At 59.3% G+C, this 23,950-nt stretch carries 17 protein-coding genes; 14 read left to right on the top strand and 3 right to left on the bottom strand.

Annotated features, from left to right (window positions below; all coding sequences use genetic code 11):
• Positions 1-270: 270 nt before the first annotated feature.
• The gene (locus HMPREF1207_RS05215; RefSeq protein WP_231392010.1) at positions 271-1,395 is read left to right on the top strand and encodes a hypothetical protein; all 1,125 of its coding nucleotides are present in this window, start codon (positions 271-273) and stop codon (positions 1,393-1,395) included.
• A 150-nt stretch (positions 1,396-1,545) separates the two neighbouring features.
• Here the strand turns inward: HMPREF1207_RS05215 and HMPREF1207_RS05210 are convergent, their stop codons facing one another.
• On the bottom strand, positions 1,546-2,523 hold the full coding sequence (locus tag HMPREF1207_RS05210) for a peptidoglycan-binding protein (RefSeq protein ID WP_009675408.1): 978 nt from the start codon (positions 2,521-2,523) through the stop codon (positions 1,546-1,548).
• 277 nt (positions 2,524-2,800) lie between these two features.
• On the opposite strand from HMPREF1207_RS05210, the gene HMPREF1207_RS05205 reads away from it, so the two are divergent.
• Both HMPREF1207_RS05205 and deoC read left to right on the top strand, forming a co-directional pair.
• Positions 2,801-3,244, top strand: coding sequence for an NUDIX hydrolase (locus HMPREF1207_RS05205; RefSeq protein ID WP_009675374.1), 444 nt, complete (start codon positions 2,801-2,803; stop codon positions 3,242-3,244).
• Positions 3,241-3,918 (top strand): deoxyribose-phosphate aldolase, encoded by a 678-nt coding sequence (gene deoC, locus HMPREF1207_RS05200; RefSeq protein WP_009675398.1) that lies wholly within the window; start codon positions 3,241-3,243, stop codon positions 3,916-3,918. The genes HMPREF1207_RS05205 and deoC overlap by 4 nt, the downstream gene beginning before the upstream one ends.
• Here deoC and HMPREF1207_RS28440 read toward each other — a convergent pair.
• Positions 3,884-5,149 carry a Na/Pi cotransporter family protein gene (locus HMPREF1207_RS28440; RefSeq protein ID WP_016423485.1) on the bottom strand — a complete coding sequence of 422 codons (1,266 nt, stop codon included), beginning with the start codon at positions 5,147-5,149 and terminating at the stop codon, positions 3,884-3,886. The genes deoC and HMPREF1207_RS28440 overlap by 35 nt on opposite strands.
• A 163-nt stretch (positions 5,150-5,312) precedes the next feature.
• On the opposite strand from HMPREF1207_RS28440, the gene HMPREF1207_RS05190 reads away from it, so the two are divergent.
• The 4 genes from HMPREF1207_RS05190 (at position 5,313) to HMPREF1207_RS05175 (ending at position 8,217) form a co-directional block, all read left to right on the top strand.
• The gene (locus tag HMPREF1207_RS05190) at positions 5,313-6,677 is read left to right on the top strand and encodes a class I SAM-dependent rRNA methyltransferase (protein ID WP_016423484.1); all 1,365 of its coding nucleotides are present in this window, start codon (positions 5,313-5,315) and stop codon (positions 6,675-6,677) included.
• 101 nt (positions 6,678-6,778) lie between these two features.
• A complete protein-coding gene (locus HMPREF1207_RS05185) occupies positions 6,779-7,309 on the top strand; it encodes a DinB family protein (RefSeq protein ID WP_009675418.1) in 531 nt (176 codons plus the stop codon).
• Positions 7,310-7,435: 126 nt separating this feature from the next.
• Positions 7,436-7,885 (top strand): NucA/NucB deoxyribonuclease domain-containing protein, encoded by a 450-nt coding sequence (locus tag HMPREF1207_RS05180; protein ID WP_016423483.1) that lies wholly within the window; start codon positions 7,436-7,438, stop codon positions 7,883-7,885.
• Between the two features lie 56 nt (positions 7,886-7,941).
• On the top strand, positions 7,942-8,217 hold the full coding sequence (locus HMPREF1207_RS05175; RefSeq protein ID WP_009675426.1) for a hypothetical protein: 276 nt from the start codon (positions 7,942-7,944) through the stop codon (positions 8,215-8,217).
• 67 nt (positions 8,218-8,284) lie between these two features.
• Here HMPREF1207_RS05175 and HMPREF1207_RS05170 read toward each other — a convergent pair whose 3' ends face one another.
• Entirely contained in the window at positions 8,285-8,638 is a 354-nt protein-coding gene (locus tag HMPREF1207_RS05170; RefSeq protein ID WP_009675430.1) for a hypothetical protein, read from the bottom strand.
• 122 nt (positions 8,639-8,760) lie between these two features.
• On the opposite strand from HMPREF1207_RS05170, the gene HMPREF1207_RS05165 reads away from it, so the two are divergent.
• From HMPREF1207_RS05165 to HMPREF1207_RS05135, 7 genes are all read left to right on the top strand, one after another.
• Entirely contained in the window at positions 8,761-9,684 is a 924-nt protein-coding gene (locus tag HMPREF1207_RS05165) for an AEC family transporter (RefSeq protein WP_009675417.1), read from the top strand.
• A 248-nt stretch (positions 9,685-9,932) separates the two neighbouring features.
• The gene (locus HMPREF1207_RS05160) at positions 9,933-10,367 is read left to right on the top strand and encodes a GNAT family N-acetyltransferase (RefSeq protein WP_009675431.1); all 435 of its coding nucleotides are present in this window, start codon (positions 9,933-9,935) and stop codon (positions 10,365-10,367) included.
• Between the two features lie 214 nt (positions 10,368-10,581).
• Positions 10,582-10,806, top strand: a complete 225-nt coding sequence (locus HMPREF1207_RS05155; RefSeq protein WP_009675411.1) for a spore germination protein — start codon at positions 10,582-10,584, stop codon at positions 10,804-10,806.
• 122 nt (positions 10,807-10,928) lie between these two features.
• Positions 10,929-14,513, top strand: a complete 3,585-nt coding sequence (addB, locus tag HMPREF1207_RS05150) for a helicase-exonuclease AddAB subunit AddB (protein ID WP_009675405.1) — start codon at positions 10,929-10,931, stop codon at positions 14,511-14,513.
• On the top strand, positions 14,510-18,910 hold the full coding sequence (addA, locus tag HMPREF1207_RS05145) for a helicase-exonuclease AddAB subunit AddA (protein ID WP_009675433.1): 4,401 nt from the start codon (positions 14,510-14,512) through the stop codon (positions 18,908-18,910). Before addB ends, addA begins: the two co-directional genes overlap by 4 nt.
• Positions 18,911-18,989: 79 nt before the next feature.
• A complete protein-coding gene (locus tag HMPREF1207_RS05140) occupies positions 18,990-20,177 on the top strand; it encodes an exonuclease SbcCD subunit D (protein WP_009675413.1) in 1,188 nt (395 codons plus the stop codon).
• A gap of 15 nt (positions 20,178-20,192) precedes the next feature.
• Positions 20,193-23,828 carry an AAA family ATPase gene (locus HMPREF1207_RS05135; RefSeq protein WP_009675369.1) on the top strand — a complete coding sequence of 1,212 codons (3,636 nt, stop codon included), beginning with the start codon at positions 20,193-20,195 and terminating at the stop codon, positions 23,826-23,828.
• Positions 23,829-23,950: the final 122 nt, after the last annotated feature.

Raw genomic sequence — 23,950 nt, 5'->3', positions numbered from 1 at the left:
GCGGGTGCTTCGCAAGGATCATATACCCGGCGTATAGAAAGATGTCGAGGGCAGCATACAGGATGAGGAAACCGCGTAGATCGCGGTTTTTTTTGCGCAAAAATAAGTCCCGATAGGTGTAGAAAAGAATTATTGAAAAAAACCGCTATTTTGTTATGATTAAGTAGGATTTATTTACCATATTTGGATCTCTTGAAATACCGGGCAGAGGGGTGAAAGCGGACAGCGTTTAGTTGACGTAAGGGAAACTGCATGGAAAGGGTGATTGTGATGAAAAAGATTTTCGTACACACCGTTTTGTTTATGTTTGTTTGGGTATTTATAACGTCCGTTTACTCGTCTGTATCCTTTGCGGCTTTTGTATCCGGCAGCGATGAAAAATCGGGGGATCCTGCAAGTGCCGAAGCCCCGGCCAATAATGAATTCAATCTTTCTCTTTTCGGGGAACCGCAGCGGGGCGGCACTCAGTATATCGTGAAGGAAGGGAGCAGCGTCCAGATTGCGCATAAATACAACAGCGGCAGCGACATGTGGATCGTGTTCGATCATGCCGGCGCCAACAAGTTGTACGGAATGAAGGAATGGCGGCTAAGCTCGAATACGGACAAACATACCAGCCCCGACTTGTCCCGTCCTTCCGTTGTTTTGTGGCCCGACATCTCGGATTGGATCGGCCCTTATATCGCGGGAGCCGATCGGAACGGCAACGGAAACGGCCAGGATTTCACCGGAGGCAACCATAACTACGACGGCGGCGAGAACAGTTCGGCGACGGCCAGAACCGTACACTATAAAGTGACCGTGGACGGAAAGGAGCTTCAAGACGGGAAGATCGCTTCCGGCAAGGTGAAGATAGAAGTGGTCAACCGGATCCAGGGCTATAATACGAAGGAAGCGGACGGCAGCGGACGCGAGATTTTGCAGGAAACGGTTTCGTATGAAATCGAAGGAGGAAAGGTACGGGTCCGCACGGACATCGAGCCTTTAGAAAATATCACCTTGTACCGCTATTACGGCCTGCAATCCGTCAATGGCGCATGGAACCGGGAAGTGCGTTATTACGCCGGAAAAACGGAAGTGGCGAGAAGCGAAGCCGGCAAGTACAGCGACTCCGGCATGAAATCTCTGCATCCGGATGTAGACAAGTATCTGCTTGGTTCGGCTTCGCAGAACGGGTTCCGGCACCAGCTGCTGGTCTCGCTTGACCGGCACTACGGATTGGGCAAATTACACTACCTCGCAGAAGACCAGCCGGTCGTATTTACGCAAGAGTACGGCAAGTCATACTTCCTGCAAGTGTATAATAAGCCTGCGGCATTAAGGAAGGGCGAGAAGGTTGGCTGGCGCGGAGGCTATTCCTTTTTCTCCGCAGCCTCACAGGAAAAAATCGACTGAGACAGGATGACAAGGAGCGGCAGGACCCAGCGGGATTTAAAGAATCTATTTGAAAAAGCAAACCGGAACAGCAAACCCGGAAAAGCCCGCTCACCTTTATAGGGAGCGGGCTTTTTTTATAAATAAATAATAATCGTATGAGTCCGAAAATTACTGTCTTAATTTAGACCAGGTAGCGGAACCGACGATTCCGTCCGAAGTAAGCGAGTTAGCCGTCTGGAATTTCTTCACGGCCGTATCCGTTCCGCTGCCGAAAATTCCGTCGGCCGTGACCGTGTAGCCTTTTTTGGTCAGCAGACGCTGGAGAACTTTCACTTCGTCGCCGGAGCTGCCCGAGCGGAGGACGGTCGTCGTGGTGGAAAGCGTGTCCAGCTTGGCGTTGGTCGCCACGCCTACGATTCCGTCGGAAACCAGGCCGTGCGCGGACTGGAACTGTTTCACCGCGGTATCCGTGCCGCTGCCGAAGATGCCGTCTGTGGAGACCGTGTAGCCGACTTTGTTAAGCTGCTGCTGCAGTTCCGTTACTTCCGGACCTTGGTCTCCGAGCCTTAGCACGCCGTCGTCCGGTGTCGTGGAACCGCCGGCAACAATATGGTGAACGCCGTCGGTCGTCGGAAGCGGGAAGCTGAGGCCGGCCTGCGCCGCCACGTCTTTCAGCTGGCTGTTGACGAACGTTCTGCCGTTCAGGGCGTTGCCCGCCGAGTCCTTTACTATGGCGTCGAATGCGATGCCGCGAGTGTGCGGAGCGGTATTGCTGGGCTTCGCGACTTCCGTGCCGAGTCCGTGCGCCGCTTTTTCCGCCGCCACGCAGGACGATTTGGAAGCATTCTGTACGATTTCATACAAATGCCGCTGATACTGGTACGGGCGGTAAGCCGAGTTGAAGGTGATCGTCCAGTTTTTCTGCTTCAGCAGGCTGACATACTTGTCCCGTTTTTGAATCAGGACGGGGTCTACATTGTCCCAGATCACTTTCTCTCCGTTTTCCATTCTGATCGCGAGGGGATCTGTCATATTGGACAAATACCCCCCGCACGTCTCGGTTGCGGATGCGGAGTTGGCTATCATCAGGGAAGAGAACATGAGGCCCGTACACGTGACTGCGATCATTGATTTTTTACCTAACATAAGTTACCTCCTGTAAAATGTAAATTTGGGCAACATACCCATATATAATTAAACAAAATAAAATATTTTTAAGCAATATATTCCAGATTAAGATTTTATAAACATAATTTTAAAAGCTTCTTATCTAAAGAAAGCGTCTAAGTTTTCCGCTAACCGGAAAGCTTCGAAAATTTCACGCAAAAAAAGAAGCTCCGTCGGCTTCTTTCCGTTGCTTGTCTCCCTGTTTATTCGTTAGAATGTAAAGAATGACCCCGGCACAGGCCGGAGGCTGGAAAGGATGGTTCCGATGAAGGAGATTTCGGGAGGCGGCGTTGTGTTCCGCAAGCAGGAGGAACGCACGGAGGTGCAGCTGATTCAGGACCGTTTCGGGAAAATGACGCTGCCCAAAGGAAAGATGGAGCCGGGCGAAACGATAGAGGAGACGGCGCTGCGGGAAATCGCGGAGGAAACCGGCATTACGGGCCGGATCGTGGAACCGCTGGATGTGATCTCGTACCGTTACGAGCATCCGGAGCACGGTACCGTGGAGAAGGAAGTTCACTATTATCTGGTGGAAGCGGTCGGCGGCGATCTGCAGGCTCAGATCGAAGAAATCAGCGGAGTGGAATGGATGAGTCCGGAAACCGCTTGGAAGAGGCAGGCGGAATCGGGATACGATAACAACGACGGGGTTGTGCTTGCGGCTTTGCAAAAACTCGGATACGAGGTGAGGCTCGTATGACGGCGGCCGGCGATCTGGCGTCTTATATCGACCATACGCTCTTAAAACCGGAAGCGCGGAGCGGCGATATCCGTAAGCTTTGCGGGGAAGCGAAGGAGTTTGGCTTCTACAGCGTGTGCGTGAACAGCGGATGGGTGCCCCTGTGCAGAGAGGAGCTTCAGGGCACCGCGGTGAAAGTATGCGCGGTTGTCGGTTTTCCTCTCGGTGCGTCTCTGCCGGAAGTCAAAGCTTTCGAAGCGGCAAAAGCGGCGGAGTACGGAGCGGAAGAGATTGATATGGTTCTGGCGGTGGGCAGCCTGCTGGAAGGAAACGCCGAAGCGGTGCGGGACGATATCCGGCAAGTCGTGGATGCCGTGAAAGGCCGGGCGATCGTGAAGGTGATTCTGGAGACGGGATTTCTGAGCGACGAACAGATTGTGCTTGCCTGCCGTCTTGCCGAAGAAGCCGGTGCCGCTTTCGTGAAAACCTCGACCGGATTCGGGCCCGGAGGAGCGACTGTAGAGCACGTGCGTCTTATGCGGCTATCCGTATCCGCAGCCGTCCGTGTCAAGGCTTCCGGCGGTGTCCGCGATCTGGAAACGGCCCGCAGCATGATAGAAGCCGGAGCGCAGCGTCTGGGCACAAGCTCCGGCGTCGCCCTTATGTCCGGGGCTGCAGGTTCTTCTTCCTACTGAAGGGGAGATAGCAGAACGGCAGCGCAATCAGCGAACTGGCCACGTTAAAAAGAGTCTGGGCACGGGCGATTTGCGCCGACGGATCGGCGGTCATCCAAGTCGAGACCTCATGAAGCAGGCCGATCAGCGGGAAGAAGAGCACCGTGCCTCCTACGTTGAGCAAAATATGCGACCAGGCTACGAACACGCCTGCCCGCGTGCCTCCGATGCTGGCGAGCCAGGCGGTTACGCACGTCCCGACGTTGGAGCCCAAGGTGACGGCGATGCCGAGCTCAGGCGATATGACCCCGCTTGCCGCAAAGCCCATCGCCATCACGATGACCGCGCTGGAGCTGTGGATCAGAGCGGCGACGACCGCGCCGGCGATGACGCCCCACAGCAGGCTGACCCGGGCCTGCTCGATAAACCAGGCGAACAGGCCCTGATGCTGGAGTGCCGGACCGATGCTCTGCATGATCCGGATGCCGATCAGCACCAGGGCGAAGCCGGCCGCGGCCAGCGCCGCATAGCGGACGGCGTGCAGCCAGCCGCGCCCGGCGGGCGGCTCCTGTGCGGGGCCACGGGCGCCGGCCTGCCGCGAAGCCGGCCGGACAACATCATGCGGGGGGGAGGAAGCGGGCGCTGCCGAGCGCACCGGCGGACGAGCGCGGTCCGGCGCCGGGCAATCGGCTGCGGGGCCATCGCCTGTACGCGCTGAGCCGGCAGGCCGTCCCTCCGCGATCCCGCCGCCTCGCGTAGCCGGCGCCGGAGTACCGGCCGGGCCCGTCTTTGCGCCGCCGAAAGCGTAGCCGCCGGGCCTGTTTCCGCCGCGGGCCGCCGCGCCAGCTGGCTGCCGACCCCGGGCCGGGCCCGGCAGCCAGCTGGCGAGCCACACGGCGCTGGACGCCAGCAGCAGCGGCAGCGCGGCTGCGCCGAGGTTGAGCCCGATCAGCTCGGTCGTCAGGCACGTGCCGATGTTCGTGCCGAGAATGATGCCGAGCGTTCTCGGGAAAGTCAGGACGCCGGCGTTGACCAGGCCGATCGAGATCACCGTGACGGCGCTGCTGCTTTGGAGCAGCGCCGTCAGCGCGGTTCCGGTGACGAGGCCGTGGGCCGGGGTCCGGGTGGCGGTTTCGAGAAACCGGTATATTTGGGGCCCGGCCAACTGGTTTAAGGCCAGCTCCATCATTTTCATCCCGAATAAGAAGACAGACAGCCCCGCGAGTAGGGGGAGAGCCAGTGATAGCCACATAGGTCCTGCTCCTTTGATCGTTATTCCGTGGAGAACGGGTTGTCTTAGAAGTATATGAGCGGACAGCGGAGGGCATGACAAGCACCCCTTCGCGCCGCAATCGAATTGAAGTGCTTCCCGTCCAGGCAGGACGGGGGTTTTGGCAGGAGGAAGGAGCCTTACAATGGCAGCAATCGTCTTACAGAAAAAAAGAAAAAAACGGCTTGAACAGGGTCATCCCTGGATCTTCGCAAGCGAAATCGAACGCGTGGAAGGCGAACCCGTTCCCGGACAGGTCGTGGAAGTGCGGACCCATGCCGGGCAGCCGCTCGCGTCGGCATACTACAATCCGAAGTCCCAGATTACCGGACGGGTAGTCAGCTATAAACCGCTTGAAGCGATGACGAAGGAGTTTTTTGTCGAGCGTTTCGGGCGCTGCGCCAGACACCGGGCGCGGTTTTTGCAGGATTCGGATTCTTACCGTCTCGTATACGGGGAAGCGGATTTTCTGCCCGGGCTTACCGTCGATAAATTTGCGGACGTTCTCGTGGTGCAGATTTTGACGCTCGGCATGGATGTGTGCCGGGAAGCGATCACGGCGGCTTTGGTGGAAGTGTTCGCGCCGCAGGGCATTTACGAGCGCAGCGACGTGCCGGTGAGGGAGCTGGAGGGTCTGACGCAGACCACGGGTCCGCTTTACGGGGAATGTCCGCGTTATGTCCGTATTCTCGAGAACGGTCTTCATATCGAGGTCGATATCGAGCAGGGACAGAAGACGGGCTATTTCTTCGACCAGCGGGAAAACCGCGCGGCAACCGAGCCGCTTATGACGGGCTGGGGAGCCGAAAGCGGCATCGCGGTCCGCGAGGTGGAGCACGAGGGACAGATGCGGCGCCTGCCGGTTAACGCGAACGGCAAAGTCGTCACGTTCCCGTACTGGGACGGGGCCACGGTGCTCGAATGCTTCTCGCATACCGGCAGCTTTACGCTGCATGCGTGCAAATACGGGGCGAAGAAAGTCACTTGCCTGGACATTTCCGAGCATGCGGTGGAGAGCGCCCGTACGAACGTGTCGCTGAACGGGTTTGAAGACCGGGTCGAATTCGTCGTGGCCGACGCTTTCGATTACCTGCGCAAGCAGGTGAAGGGAGTCGAGGAACGGCGACAGAGAGCGCAGGCCGGACAAGGCGCGAAGGTCGACACCTCCAAACCCGTCGGGGAAGGACGGACGTGGGACGTTGTCATTCTCGATCCGCCCGCGTTCGCGAAGACGCGCAGCGCCGTCGAGGGCGCCTGCCGCGGCTACAAGGACATTAACCTGCACGGGATGAAGCTGGTCAACGAAGGCGGTTATCTGGTGACGGCTTCCTGCTCGTACCACATGGCGCCGGAGCTGTTCCTGGAGACTGTCCATGCGGCCGCCGTCGATGCCGGGAAGATACTCCGGCTGGTCGAATTCCGCGCCGCGGGCAAAGATCATCCGCGCCTGCTCGGGGTCGACGAAGGAAATTATCTGAAGTTTGCCATTTTTGAAGTACGGAGCCGCTGACCGCGGTCTCCGGCTTTTTTTATTCCGGCATCCGGAGTGGTACAATAGAGGACAAAGCAAAACAGACAAGCAGAACAATACGAAACCCGGAGGGGATTAGTTTGGTAGCCTTTAAAGATATTGTGCCTTATATGGATCATGTGCGCCGCCAGCTTACGGAAGTTCTGAATTCGTTCGGCCCGGACGAAAAGCAGCTCCGTGAGAAGCCGGACGGCTGGAATGTGACCGAAGTGGTGGAGCATCTGGCGAAGCTGGAAGGAATGATCCTCTATCAGCTTAAGCAGGTTGTGGGTCAAACGCCGGCCGGACCTTCCGAACCGCTGGACGAGAAGGTGACGGACGTGATGGGCATTCTGCAAGCCAGCGGAATGATCGGCAAAAAGATCGAGGCTCCGGACCCGGCCAAGCCTACGGGCACCTTGTCTTACGAAGAAGCGCTGCAAAAGCTGGATGAAGTGCGAGCGGCGACGAAGGCGCTCATCCCGAAGCTGGCCGAACGGAACACCAACGATCTTCTGTTCCCGCATCCGTCGGGTTTTGAAATGAACGCCACCCAGTGGGCGCATTTTATCGCCATCCACGAGACGGCCCACGTCAATCAGCTCAAAAGAATCCGCGAAGCCAACCGCTGATAAGCGGCGGCTGACGGAATAAACCGCACGGGGCGAAGCCCTGCGGCGGTTTTTTTTGCGTCCGGAAAGCGCGTTTGTATGATACAATGGCAAGGATAGCCACTACATAGAATGCGGATGGAAACCATGACCAAAACACGAAAAAAGAACAAGAAAACGGCCTCGATTTTTCTTTTTCTGCTGATTGTTCTCGTCTCGGTCGTCGCCAAAAACACCGGTTTGTTCGACGGCGGGGCGGGCAAGAGCACTTCTGTCGACCAGACGATCTATTTCCCGAGCGACAAGTATCCCGAAACCGCCAAGCACATCAAAGACGCGGTGGCAAAAGGAGCTTCGCCCGTCTGCACGATCGACCGGAAGGGAGCCGAAGAGAACCGCAGGCAGTCCCTGGCCGGTGTCGCGACCAAAAAAAATTACGACCGCGACGAATGGCCGATGGCGATGTGCGCCGAAGGCGGCAAGGGAGCGGATATCGCTTACATCAAACCCGCGGACAACCGGGGGGCCGGATCTTGGATCGGCAATCAGCTAGATAAACTTCCCGATGGAACGCGGGTCGAGATCGTGGTAAAGTGAAGAGTCGGAACATCATTGACGGATTTTAATTTGCACACACAGGGGAGTTAATGAAGATGGGTAAAAGAAAGAACGCAGGCGGCGAGTCGCTGGACAAGCTGGATTACCGGGTTAAGGTCCTTTTGAAAGAATGGGCCGGACTAAGCGGCTTTTACGGATATAAATCCATGAGCCTGGACGAGATTTTGGAACTGGTGAATACGGACGGCTGGGAAACGAAAGTCGATAAATCGGATCCCTCGGTCAGAAGAGTGATTATGGTTAAAGAAGATACTGTCCGGAAGGCGAAATTTTTTCTCGATGAAAAGGGAAGAGCGCTGAAGGCCGACTAAAAACAGCGAAAACAAAAAACAACCACTGAGAAACGATCAGTGGTTGCTGCGTTTTCACGTGCCTGTTTTAAAAAGACGGATACAGACTGACGGGACCCAAGCTGCCGTAACTGCCTTGGAACTCTCCTTTAATAACATACGTTCCCGGGGCCAAGTAACCTACGGACAGTTCAACCGGGCTGGGAACAGCCGGACCGATAGCTACGCTTTTGGAGTAGACGGGACTCAGCTGTCCGTTCGGGCTTTTGGAATAAACCGTTAGCTGGACGACCTCGTTCGTTGCGCTCCACAGTCCTATGCTCGCTTTGTGCGGCGAGGCCTGGCTGACGTACAGGTCTTGGGAGACGGCCGTATAGGCTGCCGATGCGTTGGCGGAAAAAGCGAAAAAAGCGGCAAAGATCAGGACGACGATTTTTTTCATTCGTTTACCTCCTTTCTTGCTTAATAGGGAACCGATTTCGATTGTTCTTGGTTATTTTACCATATATGGGTTTGGTTATCCGATTTATCTTTCCCGACTAACTGACGAGAAGTGATGAAAGCATGACCTATTTTATACATATCTTTCTCAACAATATCGTGCCGCTGGCGGTAATGATTCTGATCGGCGCGGCGATGTTCCGGGCGTTCCGCCTGGATATTAAGACGTTGTCGAAATTGAATTTTTACGTATTTGCTCCTGCGCTGGTTTTCGTCAAGCTGTCCGAATCGGAGTTATCCGTGGCGATTCTCGGTCAGGTGCTTTTGTTCTTCCTGCTGTTTTTCACAGCCATTTCCGTGATGACCGAATTGTTCGTGCGCATCCGCAGGTACAAGGGCGGAATGAAAGGAGCCATGCGCAACAGCATTATTTTCTACAACAGCGCCAATTACGCGATTCCGCTCAATCAGATGGTATTTGTCGGGGATGCGTTCACCCTGTCCGTGCAAATGATCGTGATGATGATGCAGAATCTGCTGCCCAATACGCTCGGTGTTTACAACGTAAACGCCCATAAGAGCAGCTGGAAAGATATGCTGAAAACGGTCGCCTATCTGCCGACGATTTACATGATTCCGCTTGCTTTCGTTCTGCGTCATTATCAGATCGCGGTGCCCCAGCCGCTTAATATTCCGCTGCATTATATCGCGGACGGCTTTATGGCGACGGCTCTGCTCACCTTGGGTGTCCAGCTCGGCAGCATGAAGTGGACCTTCCGGTTCTCCGACGTGCTCTGGTCGAATTTCCTTCGGCTGTGCATGGGCCCGCTGATCGGTCTGGGCGTCGTCTGCCTGCTGGGACTTCATGGCGTGATGGCGCAAGCGCTTGTCCTGTCCTGCGCCGTGCCGACCTCCCTCAGCAGTGTCCTGCTGGCGGTCGAGTACGACAACGAGCCGGAGTTTTCTTCGCAGGCCGTGTTTATGTCTACCGTGCTCAGCATGTTTACGGTTACGCTCGTCATCTACCTCCTGCCTTACATCGGGTAGACGGGATAGGCTTACGCCGGAAAGCTTAAAGCAAATGGCTTCGGATCGACAGGGCGGTCGGCCGGATAGCCCCGAACACGTATACTTGACGCACGGACAGGCATGCTTGTAAGGGGTGCGGCGAGTTACGGCCGGACGGTAAGTTGATGGGCTCTATACATACACCAAGCAAACAACGGACACTAACTAACAGATCGTTATTTTAAAAATTTTATGAAATTATACGGACTATGAATGGAGGGATTTCCATGCTCAAACATATAAAATCGCACACGGATCAGGAAAAAGTCAGGGAACTGCTGGGCTATGCCGTGTTTCCGGACCCTGAATCCGTGGAAGAAGCGGTGCGGTTCTACGGGCAGGCACCGGAGCGCGAGCTGTACGGATACGAATCGGAGGGAGACCTTATCGGGCTGGTCGGCTTTTCGGCGGATGCGGAAGGGACTCTGACGATCCACCATTTGGCCGTGCATCCGGAGTGCAGGGGGGCCGGTTACGGCCGGGGACAGATCCTGGAGCTGATCCAGCTGAAAAAGCCCCGGGAAATCGTGGCGGAGACGGACGAGGACGCCGTCGATTTTTACCGCAGCATCGGCTTTACGGTAAGTTCGCTGGGAGAGAAATACCCCGGCACGGAAAGATTCGTCTGCCGCTACGAGGCAGAGCCGGAAGAGCAAGAGTAAGCGGAGGCGTTTCCTTCAGAAACGGGACGCGTGCCTGCGTTTCTACCGGCAAACGTGATGAGTGGGGCGGTCTTCGGACCGCCTTTTTTGATGCGAAAAAAACCTTTCCGCCAAAGCGCCCCTCCATATGGAAGGAAATAAAGCGGGAAAGTGACACTTGGGCCCTCTCGTACATACAATGAAACACGGTCAGTCTGGTTTGGAGGGGGTTCGGATGGTGGGTTCCATTGTCGGGAGTATCAAAATCAACAGTGTCTCTAACAGTTCCAACGTTCAAATCGGAAATACCGCTTATATCGTGATGTCCAGCAACAACAAAATGAGCGGAGGAGCCGCAGCGTTTTCGCCGGGCGACAGCTTCGGAAGTTTAACCAACAACCCTAACAGCGTGACGAACGAACCGGAAATCAATCAAGGAACGCGGGCTTTGAACGGCTAAAATTGAAAATAGTCCCATGTCCGCCGCTTGCCCCCCCTCTCGCTACTTATGTTACAATAGAACGATAGAGAACATAGATTCCCCACGGGAACAAGTGACATGGTGAAAGGGGCGTACCCGACATGCCCGTACGTTTTATAACTGGCCGTGCAGGGAGCGGCAAAAGCAAGCTCTGCATGGATGAAATCATAGAGAACTTAAAACAGCGGCCGGAGGGGCCGCCTTTGATTCTGATCGTACCCGAGCAGGCGACTTTCCAGACGGAGCTGGCGCTTGTCGATCATCCCGATGTAGGCGGAACGATACGCGCGCAGGTGCTCAGCTTCCGCCGTCTGGCCTGGAGGGTGATGCAGGAGAGAGGCGGAACGGCCCGCCAGCCTATTGACGACGTAGGGAAAAAGCTTCTTCTGCACAAGCTTTTACATAAGCGGAAAGGCGATCTGCGTTTCTACCGGTCGGTGTACGAGCAGACAGGCTTCGTCGACCGGCTGAACGATCTGTTCGCGGAGTGGAGGCGCTACTGCGTGACGGGAGAGAGTCTCCATGAACATGTAGACAGGTACGACGATTTTCTCGGCAGCAAAAAGCAGCTCCTGCGGGATAAAATGCGTGATCTCCAATTGATTTACGGGGCTTTCGAACACGAAATTTCGCTCCGGTATCTCGACGGGGAAGGAACGCTGGCCAAATTGGCCGAAGAGCTCGGGCAGTCGTCGCTTGTTCGAGACGCGCAGATTTGGATCGACGGGTTCCACGGCTTTACGCCCCAGGAGCTGATGGTGGTAAAGGGGCTTTTTGAGCACGGAGCCGGGACCACGGTGTCGCTCTGCGTGAACCGGCCTTATTATGCCGGAGAGATTCCGGACGAGCTGGATCTGTTCCACCCGACGGCACGTACGATGGCGCAGCTCCAGGAGCTGGTGGATGCCGTAGGCGTCGGGCCGGCTGAGACCGTGGCCGTACAGCCTGTTCTGTCGCCCCGGTTCGCCGCCAGTCCGATGCTCGCCCATCTGGAGAATTCGTTTGAGCAGCGCATCGGCCGGTACGGCAGCCCGTATCTTCCGGCCGGACCCGGCGAACGGGAGCAGCTTTCGCTTTACGCCGCCGTCAACCGCAGGGCCGAAGCCGAAGGCGTTGCCCGGGAAATGACGAGGCTGGCCCGTGAACAGGGAGTCCGCTGGCGGGATATGGCCGTGATGGTCCGCAACATGGCGGACTACGAGGATCTGCTGGAGACCGCGTTTACCGATTACGGGATTCCGCACTTTTTTGACCAGAAAAGAACGGTGCTGCATCACCCTCTTGCGGAATTCATCCGCTCGGCTCTGGAAACGGTGCTTCATAACTGGGGCTATGATGCGGTATTCCGCTGCGTAAAAACAGACCTTCTCCTGCCTTGGAACGGGGACACCGAAGAAGCGGCGGCGAAGACGCTGACGGAGCAGAGGGCGGCGATGGACCGCCTCGAAAATTACGTGCTTTCCTACGGAATCCAGGGAAACCGGTGGACCGACGGCAAGCCGTGGACTCACCGCAGTCGGACCTCGCTGGAAGACGAAGAGACGGCGGCGAATGAGGCGGAGGAGCTTTATCTGCAGGAAATTCAGCAGACCCGGGAATGGGTGGCGGAGCCGCTGCTCCGTTTCCAGAAAAATCTCAAGCGGGCCAAAACGGTCCAGTCGAGAACGCAGGCGCTGTACGAGCTTCTGGAAGACGTGCATGCGCCGGAACGGCTGGAGCAGTGGTATGCGGAAGCGGCCGCAGACGGCCGGCCGGAGAAAGCCCGGGAGCACAGCCAGATCTGGGGCAGCCTGATGGATCTACTCGATCAGTTGGTCGAGCTGATGGGCGAGGAAGAAATATCGGCCGAGCTGTACGGCGAGCTGCTGGAAACCGGGCTGGAGAGCATCAAGCTCGGCCTCGTTCCTCCGGCGCTCGACCAGGTGCTTGTCGGCAGCATGGACCGTACCCGTTCCATGAAAATCCGGTACGCCTTCATACTCGGCGTCAGCGACGGGGTCATTCCGGCGTCGCCGACGGAAGACGGCGTCCTGGCGGAAGCGGAACGTGAGCTGCTGCTTCAGACGGGGCTGCCAATGGCGGACGGAAACCGCCGGAGGCTGCTGGACGAGTCCTTCCTGATTTACTCTTCACTGGCCGTTCCGAGCCGCCGGTTGTCCTTGTCTTACCCGCTTGCCGATGAAGAAGGCAAATCGCTGCTTCCCTCGGAACTGATCCGCCAGGTGAAGGGATTATTTCCCGAGCTGCGCGAGGTCCAGTGGATGGGGGAGCCTTCGCCTCTTATGTCCGCAGAGGAACAGCTTTCCTATATGCAAAACCCTTCGCGGGCGATGTCTTACCTCGGCGTCCAGCTGAAGCAGTGGATGAGAGGGGCGGCCATCGGCGATTTGTGGTGGGGCACCTACAACTATTTTGCGGGGGAGCCGGAGTGGAAGGGCAGCATGAACCGCCTTGTTCAAGGGCTGCTGTATGCCAACCGGGAGGACAAGCTGCCACGCGAAACGAGCCGTCTCCTGTACGGCCGTCATCTCCGTGCGAGCGTATCCCGGATGGAGCGCTACGTAGCGTGCCCGTTCGCCCACTTCCTGACGCATGGCCTCAAACTCAAGGAGCGCAGGGTATTCCGTCTGGAAGCTCCAGATATCGGGCAGCTGTTCCACGGCGCGCTCAACTTGTTCGTGCGCGGGCTGCAGGAGGACAAGGTCGATTGGGCTAGCCTGAGCACGGAAGAAACCTACCGGCGGACATCCGACGTCGTCGACCGGCTTGCGCCACGGCTGCAGGGCGAAATTCTCCTGAGCTCCAAGCGGTACCGGTATATTTCCCATAAGTTGAAGCAGGTCGTGGGAAAAGCGGCCGTCATGCTGGGCGAACACGCGAAACGCAGCCGGTTTTCACCGGTAGGGCTGGAAATCGATTTCGGGCCGGGCGGCATGCTGCCTTCTCTGACCTTCCAGCTCGACAACGGATGCACGATGGAAATTATCGGACGGATCGACAGAGTGGACCAGGCCCAAGGGGACAGCGGTCTGCTGCTTCGCGTGATCGATTACAAGTCAAGTCCTACTGCGCTGGATTTGTCCAGCGTCTACTACGGGTTGTCCCTTCAGATGCTCACGTATCTGGACGTGATCTTAACTCATGCGCCCCAGTGGCTCGGCATGAGCGCCACACCGGCAGGGGTGCTGTATTTTCATGTGCACAATCCCCTGCTGCAGTTTACGAACGGCATGACCGTCCAGGACGTAGAGAAAGAACTGCGCAAGCGGTACAAGATGAAAGGGCTCCTTATGGCCGATCCGGAAGTCGTGAAAATGATGGACAGCGACCTTGCGGGCGCAGCGGGCCACTCCCAGCTGGTACCGGCCGCCTTGTCCAAGGATGGAGGCTTTTATAAATCGTCCTCCGTCGCTTCGGAAGAGCAGTGGGATACCCTGCGCGGTTATGTGCGGGACCGGATTCGCGATATCGGTACGGAGATTACGGAAGGACGGGTGGATATCACCCCTTACCGCACGGGAAATAAGACGGCTTGTCAGCATTGTTCTTACAAGGCGGTGTGCCAATTTGATCCCGCGCTGGACGGCAACGAGCCCAAGCATCTGGCCAAAATCGGACGCGACCGCGTCTGGGCCGAGCTTACCAGGAAAGAGACGGGAAGCGGAGAGGAGGAGCAGAACCGATGACAACGACACCGAGAACGAAACCTCCGGGAACCACGTGGACGGACGAGCAGTGGGACGCCATCGCCCTGCGGGGGCAAAACATGCTTGTGGCCGCAGCGGCCGGCTCGGGAAAAACGGCCGTACTGGTCGAGCGGATTATCCGCCGCATTTCCGATGAGGCTTCTCCCCTGGATGTGGACCGTCTGCTGGTCGCGACCTTTACGAAGGCAGCCGCAGCCGAAATGAAGCAGAGAATACGCGAGGCGCTGGAAAAAGAGCTGACGGCAAACCCGGACTCTCAGCACTTGAAGCGGCAGCTTGCCCTGATGGGGCGGGCTTCCGTGACGACCCTCCATTCCTTCTGTCTGGAAGTTATCCGCAGGCACTACAGCCTGATTCGGCTCGATCCCGGGTTCCGCATCGCCAACGAAACGGAAGCGGAGCTGATGCGGCACGACCAGCTCGAAGAAATGATGGAGCAGTACTACGGGGAAAGCGGAGAAGACAGCCCGTTCTGGCGGCTCGTCGATACGTTCGGCGGCGAGCGCAGCGACGTTCCCCTCCATCTGCTGATCCAGAAGCTGTACGACGAGTCGCGCAGTCACCCGTGGCCGGAACATTGGCTGCGCGAGATGGCGCTGATGTTCGGACCGAAGAACTACGAGCTGATCACGGGAAGGGATGCTTCCGGTGAAGACGAGCGGACGGCCGCCTTGGCGGAAGTCAGCGAAGGCTATGCGGAAGCGGCTGCGGCTTCTAATTCGGCTGCGGTCGGAGCGGCGGAGGAAGCCGCTTTGGCGAATGCGGCGGACAATGAGGATAACGCTGAAGGGAACGGAAACGAAGGCGAAGGCGAGGGCGCACCTGCCGAATTCTGGCTCAAGGGCCTCACCGACGATGTCCGCTTGGAGCTTCAGGGGACCGCCGAGCTCCTGAAGCAGGCTCTCGAAATCACCGGTCAGCCGGGCGGCCCGCTTCCTTACGCGAATGCCGTGCAGGATGATCTGACCATGGTCGAGGGGCTTACGGACATAGCCGAGAACTATCCGTGGGACATTCTGTTCAGCGCGTTTCAGACCGTGTCTTTCGGGAAGCTCAAGCCTTGCAAGAAAGACGAAGTGGACCCGCAACGCCAGGAACAGGTGAAACAACTGCGGGGCCGGGCCAAGGAACGCATCACCTCCCTCCAGGAAGAATTGTTCGGGCGGCCGCCGGAGCGGTTTCTGGAGGAAACGCGGGAATTGGCGCCCGTCATTCACGCGCTGGTCGATCTCGTCATCGACTTCGGAGGGCGCTACAGCAAGGCCAAGGCCGCCAAAGGTCTGGTCGATTTCGCCGATCTGGAGCATTTCTGCCTGCGCATTCTGCGCGCCGAAGAGTCTGCGCCGGATCGTCTGATCCCTTCGCGGGCGGCGCTCGAATACAGGGAGCAGTTCGCAGAGGTGCTGCTTGACGAGTACCAGGACACGAACCGCGTCCAGGAAGCTATCGTCGAACTGATCGCCGAACCGCTCCCGGGCAACCGTTTTATGGTCGGCGACGTGAAGCAGAGCATTTACCGCTTCCGACTGGCGGAGCCCGGGCTTTTTCTGGAGAAGTACAAAAGCTTTACCGGGGATGGCAGCGGTCCGGGAAGACGGATCGACCTGGCCCGGAACTTTAGAAGCCGGGCGGAGGTAGTCGATGCCGTCAACTTTATTTTCCGGCAGATCATGAATGAGGGCGTCGGCGACATTGCTTACGACGAGCGGGCGGAGCTGGTGAACGGCGCGTCTTATCCGGCGGCCGAAGGCCAGAACCTGTCCGTCGAAATGATGCTCATCGACCGTGCGGCAGCCGCACAGGCGTCCGACGGGGAAGAGAGCGATGCGGAGGAAGCGGACGGGGAGATTTCAGCCGAGGAGCAGGAGGGCGAGCTGGGCGGCATCCTGGAAGGCCAGGAGCTGGAAACCGCCCAGATGGAAGCCCGGGCGATCGCCCGCAAGATCCAGGCCATGCTGAATCCGCAGGACGGGCGGCCCTACCTCGTGTACGATAAACGGTCCGGCTCCATGAGGCCCGCCACGTACCGGGATATGGTCATTCTGCTGCGCGCTACCCAGCAGTGGTCGCCGATTTTTATTGAAGAATTGAGGCAGCTTGGCATCCCGGCTTACGCCGATTTGAATACCGGGTATTTTACGGCGACGGAAGTCGAAGTCATGCTCTCGCTGCTGAAAGTGATTGACAACCCGTATCAGGACGTTCCGCTTGCGGGCGTCCTCCGTTCACCGATCGTCGGCCTGACGGCGGATGAACTGGCTTCCCTGCGCATTTCCGGCAAAAATATCCCGTTCTATGAGGCCGCCCGGGCTTACGCCCAAGGAATCCGTCCGCTGGGGAACGCGGAGGGCGGAAGCGGCTTGCAGGATGCCGGCGAGTGGAAGCCCGACGAGGAACTGCGCGGCAAAATCGCAGACTTTCTGCGGCGCCTGGAAGAGTGGCGGAGCGAAGCCCGGCAGGGAGCGCTCGCCCGTCTCATCTGGAAGGTGTACGGAGACACCGGCTACTTCGACTTCGTGGGAGCGATGCCCGGAGGGCAGCAGCGCCAGGCGAATCTCAGGGCGCTTTACGACCGGGCGAGGCAGTACGAGAACACTTCGCTGCGCGGGCTGTTCCGGTTTCTCCGCTTTATCGAGCGGATGAAGGACACCGGAGGCGACCTCGGGACCGCCCGGGCGCTGGGCGAGCAGGAAGACGTCGTGCGGATCATGTCCATCCACAAGAGTAAGGGACTCGAGTTTCCGGTCGTTTTCGTTGCCGGACTCGGCAAAATGTTCAACCAGCGCGACCTGCTCGACCCGTTCCTGATCCATAAGGAACTGGGCTTCGGTCCGCGCTTTGTGGATACGAAGCTGCGGGTCGGCTATCCGACCCTTCCGCAGCTTGCGATCCGGCGCCGGATGCGCATCGAGACGCTTGCCGAGGAGCTGCGCGTCCTGTATGTGGCGCTCACCCGGGCACGGGAGAAGCTGTTCCTGCTCGGCACGGTCCGCTCGCTGGACAAGCAGCTCCAGGGCTGGGGCAGGCACCTGGAGAAGAACAGCTGGCCGCTTCCGGACGACGAAGTCGCGCGTGCGCGCAGCTACCTGGACTGGCTGGGCCCCGCACTCATGCGGCACCGGGATGCGTCTTTGTGGAGAGAGAAAGCCGGGCTTCAGGAGCACAGTCCTCCGGCGCTGGCGGCAGACGGCTCCAAGTGGCGCTTTGAAGTGATTGCGCCCGAGGAGCTGGCGGCCATGGGGAAAGCCGACGAATCCGTCACGATTCAGGCGGACCGGCTGGAGGCGCTGAAACACCTGAACAAGGTGCCGACTTTTACCGGGGAATGGGACGTTGCGCTTGCGAAATCGCTGTCGTGGACGTATCCGTTTGCCCAGGCGACCGCTTATTTTTCCAAAACGTCCGTTTCCGAGCTGAAAAGGCAGGCAGACCGCAGTACGGCTTCCGATCACGAAGAAATTCCGTCGGCCGAGCTGATGCCGAGCCCGGGGAGCGGACTCATTTTGCCGACCCGGCTGCTGAAAATGGCGGGGGCGGCGGAAGCGTCCCGGTTGAACGGGGAGCATTCTCTCGGTACGCCAGCCCTTCCGGGCGATACGGAAGGGACCCGTGCCGGAGGGAATTCGGTTTTTCATTTGGCGACTTTTATGGACAGCCCTGCGCTCGTGCAGGCTGAAGAGCGGCGGGGGCGGGAAGCGGCTGAGACGCAGGACCTACAGGAACCTCAGGAGACACATGGCACGTTAACATCGAGCGAGCCGATTGAGCCCCCCGGTGAAGCAGGAGGGGAAGTTCCCGCCGGTTCCTCGTCAAGAACGTCGCTTCTGCGGCGTCCCCGTTTTATGGAAGAGAAGAAATTGACCTCTGCGGAGCGAGGAACCGTTTTTCACGCCGTCATGCAGCATATGCCGTTGAAGGAAGTGACGCCGGAAGCGGTGGAAGTTGTTATCCGGGAAATGATCGACAAGGAACTGCTTACCCCCGCTCAAGCAAGAGCGGTGGATACGGAAATCCTTGCGGGCTTTTTCCGGACACAGATCGGCCAAAAACTTGCCGCCTCTACCCGGGTATGGCGTGAAGTGCCTTTCAGCTTGGGGCTTCCCGCCGGCCGTGTCTACCCGAATGCGGATGCGTCGACCCGCCAGGAGACGGTGCTTGTGCAGGGTGTGATCGACTGCCTGTTCGAATCGGACGGCAATCTGATTATGCTCGATTACAAGACGGACCGTGTCAAAGGCGTCGGCCTCGAAGCGCTCCGGGAAAGATACCGGATCCAGCTTGGCTTGTACGGACAGGCAGTGGAAAAAATCTGGAAGCGCAAGCTTGCGGGAACCTACCTGTTTTTCTTTGACGGCGGGCACGTGGTGGAAATTTGAATGGAAGAGGCCGGACAAAACCGCTCCATAAAGGCGGGCCGGCCGTTTTTACAGATACAATCAGATTTGGGGGATAGGTATGCGCATACTGCACACCGGTGACTGGCACTTGGGGAGAACCCTGGAAGGGCGGAGCCGGTTTGAGGAACAGGTTGCTTTCGTGGACGAACTCGTCCGTATTGTCAGAGAAGGGAATATCGATCTTGTGCTGCTGGCGGGAGATGTGTATGACACCGTTAATCCGCCTGCCGCTGCGGAGCAGCTTTTTTACGACGCTCTGTCCAGGCTGGCCGAGGACGGCCGCAGGGAAGTTGTCGTCATTTCGGGCAACCACGATCACCCGGACCGTCTGGGGGCGTCTTCCCCGATTGCCAAGGCGCAGGGAATCTCTCTGATCGGGCTGCCGAAAGCGGGCCTGATGGAGATCGGGATTCCGAGAACCGGCGAAACGGCCAAACTGTTTGCGCTGCCGTATCCGTCCGAGTCGAGACTGGGCGAGCTGCTCAGCGACGACGCCGGCGAAGAAGTGCTCAGGAGAGCTTACTCCGAGCGTGTAGGCGAGCTGGTCAAGGCTCAAACGTCGGGTTTTCGTCCCGACACCGTGAACCTGATCATGAGCCACATTTACGTGCTCGGGGGAAAAGAAAGCGAATCGGAGCGTCCGATTCAGGTCGGCGGAGCGTACACGGTCGATACATCGGCACTCGATGTCGGCGCGCAGTATGTGGCGCTCGGCCACCTGCATCGTCCGCAGACGCTTAAAGCGCAGAGCCCCATCCGCTACTGCGGTTCCCCGCTTGCCTACAGCTTTTCCGAAGCGGGCCAGGCCAAGTCGCTGACCGTTCTGGACGTCAAACCGGGAGAACCGGCCTCGATTGAAGAAATCTATTTGACATCCGGCCGCCCGCTGGTGAACTGGAAAGCGAAGGAAGGGCTGGCGGAGGTGCACCGCTGGCTGGATGAAGGGCGGGACGCAAACGCGTGGATCGACCTGGAAATCCACATCGAGGAAGCGATGTCGCTGCACGACATTCAAAGCCTGCGCAAGGCGCGCAGCGGTTTTATCCATATCAAACCGGTCTATCCGCAGCTGCAGCAGGCCGAGGAAGAAGCGGCCGTACTGTCAAGCGCGGGTCTGCCGGTGGACGAGCTGTTCCGCCGATTCTACGAACGGCAGACGGGCGGGGCCAAGCCCGAGCCCGAGCTCGTGCAGCTCTTTATGGAGCTGCTGCAGGATCATTCGGACGGCCCGGAGCAGGCCGAATAAAGGGAGGCGAAACGTATGCGTCCGATACGGCTGCAAATGTCCGGTCTGCAAAGCTACCGGGAATCACAGGAAATAGATTTTACGCAATTGTGCGATGCCGGCGTGTTCGGTATTTTCGGACCGACGGGAAGCGGAAAGTCGTCCATTCTGGACGCCCTGACGCTGGCGCTCTACGGCAAAGTCGAACGGGCCTCCGGCGGTACGCAGGGGATCATGAACCATGCCGAGAATACGCTGGCGGTCTCGTTCACTTTCGAACTCAGCCATCCGACGGGCGCCGTCCGGTACCGGGTGGACCGCCAGTTCAAGAGAGGCTCGGACGTCTCGGTTACGAATACCGTAAGCCGTTTTGTCCGTCTGAGCGGGGAGGAGCCGGTCGTACTGGCCGATAAATCCACGGACGTAACCAACCGGGTCCATCAGGTGCTCGGGTTGTCCATGCAGGATTTTACCCGCGCCGTGGTGCTTCCTCAGGGAAAATTCGCCGAATTTCTTTCGCTGACCGGCAAAGACCGGCGGCAGATGCTTCAGCGGCTGTTCCATCTTGAAGCTTACGGCGATCATCTCAGCGCGCGCGTAAGCGGACGGCTGAAAGAAGCCGACGGCCTGCTTAAACAGATCGCCGCCGAGCAGCAGGGACTGGGAGACGCATCCGAAGAAGCGCTGGCCCAGGCCGGCGAGAGGTTGAAGGAGGCGGCTGAGTATGCCGTCGTCCAGCGCAAGCTTTTTCAGCAGGCGTCCGCCCGCTACGAGGAGATGAAGCAGATTGTAAGCGTGCAAAAGGATGAGCGGCAGACGGAGCTGGAGCTTCGCAAAACCGAGGAAGAAGAGCCGGGAATCCGGCAGCGCGAAGATAACCTGAAGCGCGCGGAGGAAGCGGAGAAGCTGCGTCCTTATGTCGAGCACGCGGAAGCTTCGGCGAAAGCGGAGGTGGAGCACAGGGGGCGGATCGCTCAGGCAAGGGACCGCTCCAGCCAGGCCGAAGTGAAATTAGACACGGCCTTGCAGGCGTCCGAGCAGGCCCGGCAGGAGTTGGCCGGAAGCGAGGAGCCGCTGCTGATCCGGTTGGAGCGTTTGAACCAGGCACTGGAGCAGGAGCGTCAGCTTGCCGACCTTCACAAGCAGTGCGAAGGCCTCAAAACGAGCGAGGAACATCTGCTTTCACAGCTTTCCGCGGTGAAAGAGGCATTCCGCAAGGAGCAGGAGACGAAGGAAAAGGCGCTGGGCAAGCAGGCGGAGCTGAAAGAAGCGCTGAAAAGCGTAGAGGTCGGCTACGAGCAGCGCAGCCTTCTCCAAGAAGCGTGGGACGCCAAAAGGGAGCTGGATATGCAGATGCGCCAGCTTCAGGAACTCCGGCAGGAGACCGGCGGAAGACGCCGGACGATGGAGGCCGGAGAGCGCGAGTTGGCGGTCCGTGCCGGGGAACTGACCGCTTGGACGGAACACTTTGCCCGCTGGCTCGGTGAACTCGGCGCCGGCAGGACGGAAGCTCTGCAGCTGCGTCAACGGCTGGCGAAGCAGGAAGAAACGGCGGCCGCGCTGCTTCAGATTCGCAAACGGGAAGACCGCGAGCGCGAACTGCGGAATCTGGCCGGAAAGCTGGCGCACGAACTGCACGAAGGGCAGCCCTGCCCTGTGTGTGGCGCTGTGGAGCATCCGGCTCCTTACCGCGAAGAAGAGGTGGAGGCGGAGAAGACTTCCCCTGGCGCAGAGGAATGCGAAACGCTCCTTCGCGCCATTCGGGAAGCGGGAATGGAGGCGGACCGTCACATTTTCGGCCTCGATAGTCTCGCCAAACGGGCGCTTGAGCACGAGCGCGCCGGAACGGATCATCCGCAGACTGCAGCAAACAAGTCTGCCGCCAATTCCGCTTCCAGGGACGAGACCGATCATGCGGCCGCAGAGGCGGCGCTCATGCTGGCGGAAGCGGCTGCGGCGGTTCAAGCGGATCTGGAGCTGCCGCCTGATAAGTCCCCGGTAGATTCCGCGGACCGGACAGGCAAAGCCGACGGCATACTGGAAGCGGTAGCGTCCTCGGCGGCGGCAGAGAGCCTCGCCGCCACCGCTGGTATCCGGCAAGGCGAAGCCGGAATCTCTGCGGGCGAGGCGCTGCGGCAGCTGGCCGCTTTCGAGCGGCCGCAAGCGGAGACCGCGCGTGTAGGCCGTTTGGCGGCAGAGCTCGAAGCGGGCTTCCAAGCCCTCCTGAAACGGCTGAAGCCGCTTGAAGCCGGCATGCAGGCCGCCGAGGCGGAGCTGCGTTCGCAGCGCGCGGCCCTTCAGGCCGACGAAACCAAAGCGCAGGCTTTGGAGCAAAGCATCCGCGGCCGGGCAGAAGCCTGGCAGAAGCGGTTCGGCGCCCGGGGCCTGGAGCTGGAGGCCGTGGAGGCCCGCCTGAAGCAGCTGGGCGAGCAGGAGCGCCAGGCGGAAGAGCTGCGCGGCCGCATCGAGAAGAGCATCCCGTTCATCGACGGGGTGCTCGCGAAGATCGAGCAGCTCCGCACCGAGGCGGCGGAGCTCGACAAAACCGCCCTGCAGCTCGCGACCAAGCTGCAGGGGCTGTCCCAGCTCGCCGCCGAGAAGGCGCAGCAGCTGCACGACCGCGTCGGCGGCGAGCCGGTGCCGCGCCAGATCGCGACGGCTCAGGCCGAGCTCGATGGGCTGCGCACCCGAGCGGAGCAAACCCGGCTTGCGCACGAGCAGGCCCGCCGCGAGCAGCAGGAGGCGGCCCAGGCCCTCAGCGCGGCCGAACAGGCCGCCGCATCCGCCGCCGGGCAGCTCGCAGAGGCGCGGGACCGGCTGGACCGCGCGCTGAAGGCTTCCTCCTTCGCGGATGCCGACGCCGTGCGGAGCGCGTACGTCGCCGAAGCGCAGCGCGCCGAGTGGAGCGCGGAGGCGCGGGTTCACCGCGAGCGCGAGCAGACGCTCCGCTCCCGGCTCGCGCAGCTGCGGGAGCAGCTTGCCGGGCGGACAGTCAGCGAAGAAGACTGGACCGGCATGCTGCTCGAGCTGCGCGAAGCCCAGGAGCGCGACGAGGCCGCGCTCGCGGTCCGCGCCAAGGCGGAACGCGACTGCGAGGAGCTGCAGGCGAAGCACGAGCAGTGGCGCCGGCTGGAAGAGCGGCGCAGCGCGCAGCAGACCTTGCACGGTCGGCTGGCGAAGCTGCAGTCCGTGCTGAAAGCGAACGCCTTCGTCGAGTTCCTCGCGGAGGAGCAGCTGATGCAGGTGAGCCGGGCCGCTTCACAGCGGCTCGGGCAACTCACCCGGCAGCGCTACGCGATCGAGGTGGACTCCGGCGGCGGTTTCGTGATCCGCGACGACGGCTCAGGCGGGGTGAAGCGCCCGGTCGGCACGCTGTCCGGCGGCGAAACGTTCCTGACGTCGCTCGCGCTCGCGCTCGCTTTGTCGGCGCAGATCCAGCTCAAGGGCGAGGTGCCCCTGGAATTTTTCTTCCTGGACGAAGGGTTCGGTACCCTGGACCAGGATCTGCTGGACATGGTGGTCACCTCCCTTGAGAAGCTCCACATGGACCGGCTTGCGGTCGGCGTGATCTCGCACGTGCCGGAGCTGAGGGCTCGTCTGCCGCGCAAGCTGATCGTCGAGCCGGCCGAACCGTCCGGACGCGGCAGCCGGGTGAGGCTGGAGCTGCTGTAAGGCCGACGGGCCGTATACGACGGACGTTGGCTCTGCAGTGCTCTGCCTGCGTTTTTAGGCGCGTAGAACGGCTGTGTTCATCTAAATACGACAACGGTACCTTGGCTTGTCCATGGAATCCG

It is taken from the genome of Paenibacillus sp. HGH0039 (assembly GCF_000411255.1).
Classification (GTDB): domain Bacteria; phylum Bacillota; class Bacilli; order Paenibacillales; family NBRC-103111; genus Paenibacillus_F.
Note: the sequence above shows the minus strand (reverse complement) of the source record. Positions and strands in the feature narration are given on the sequence as shown.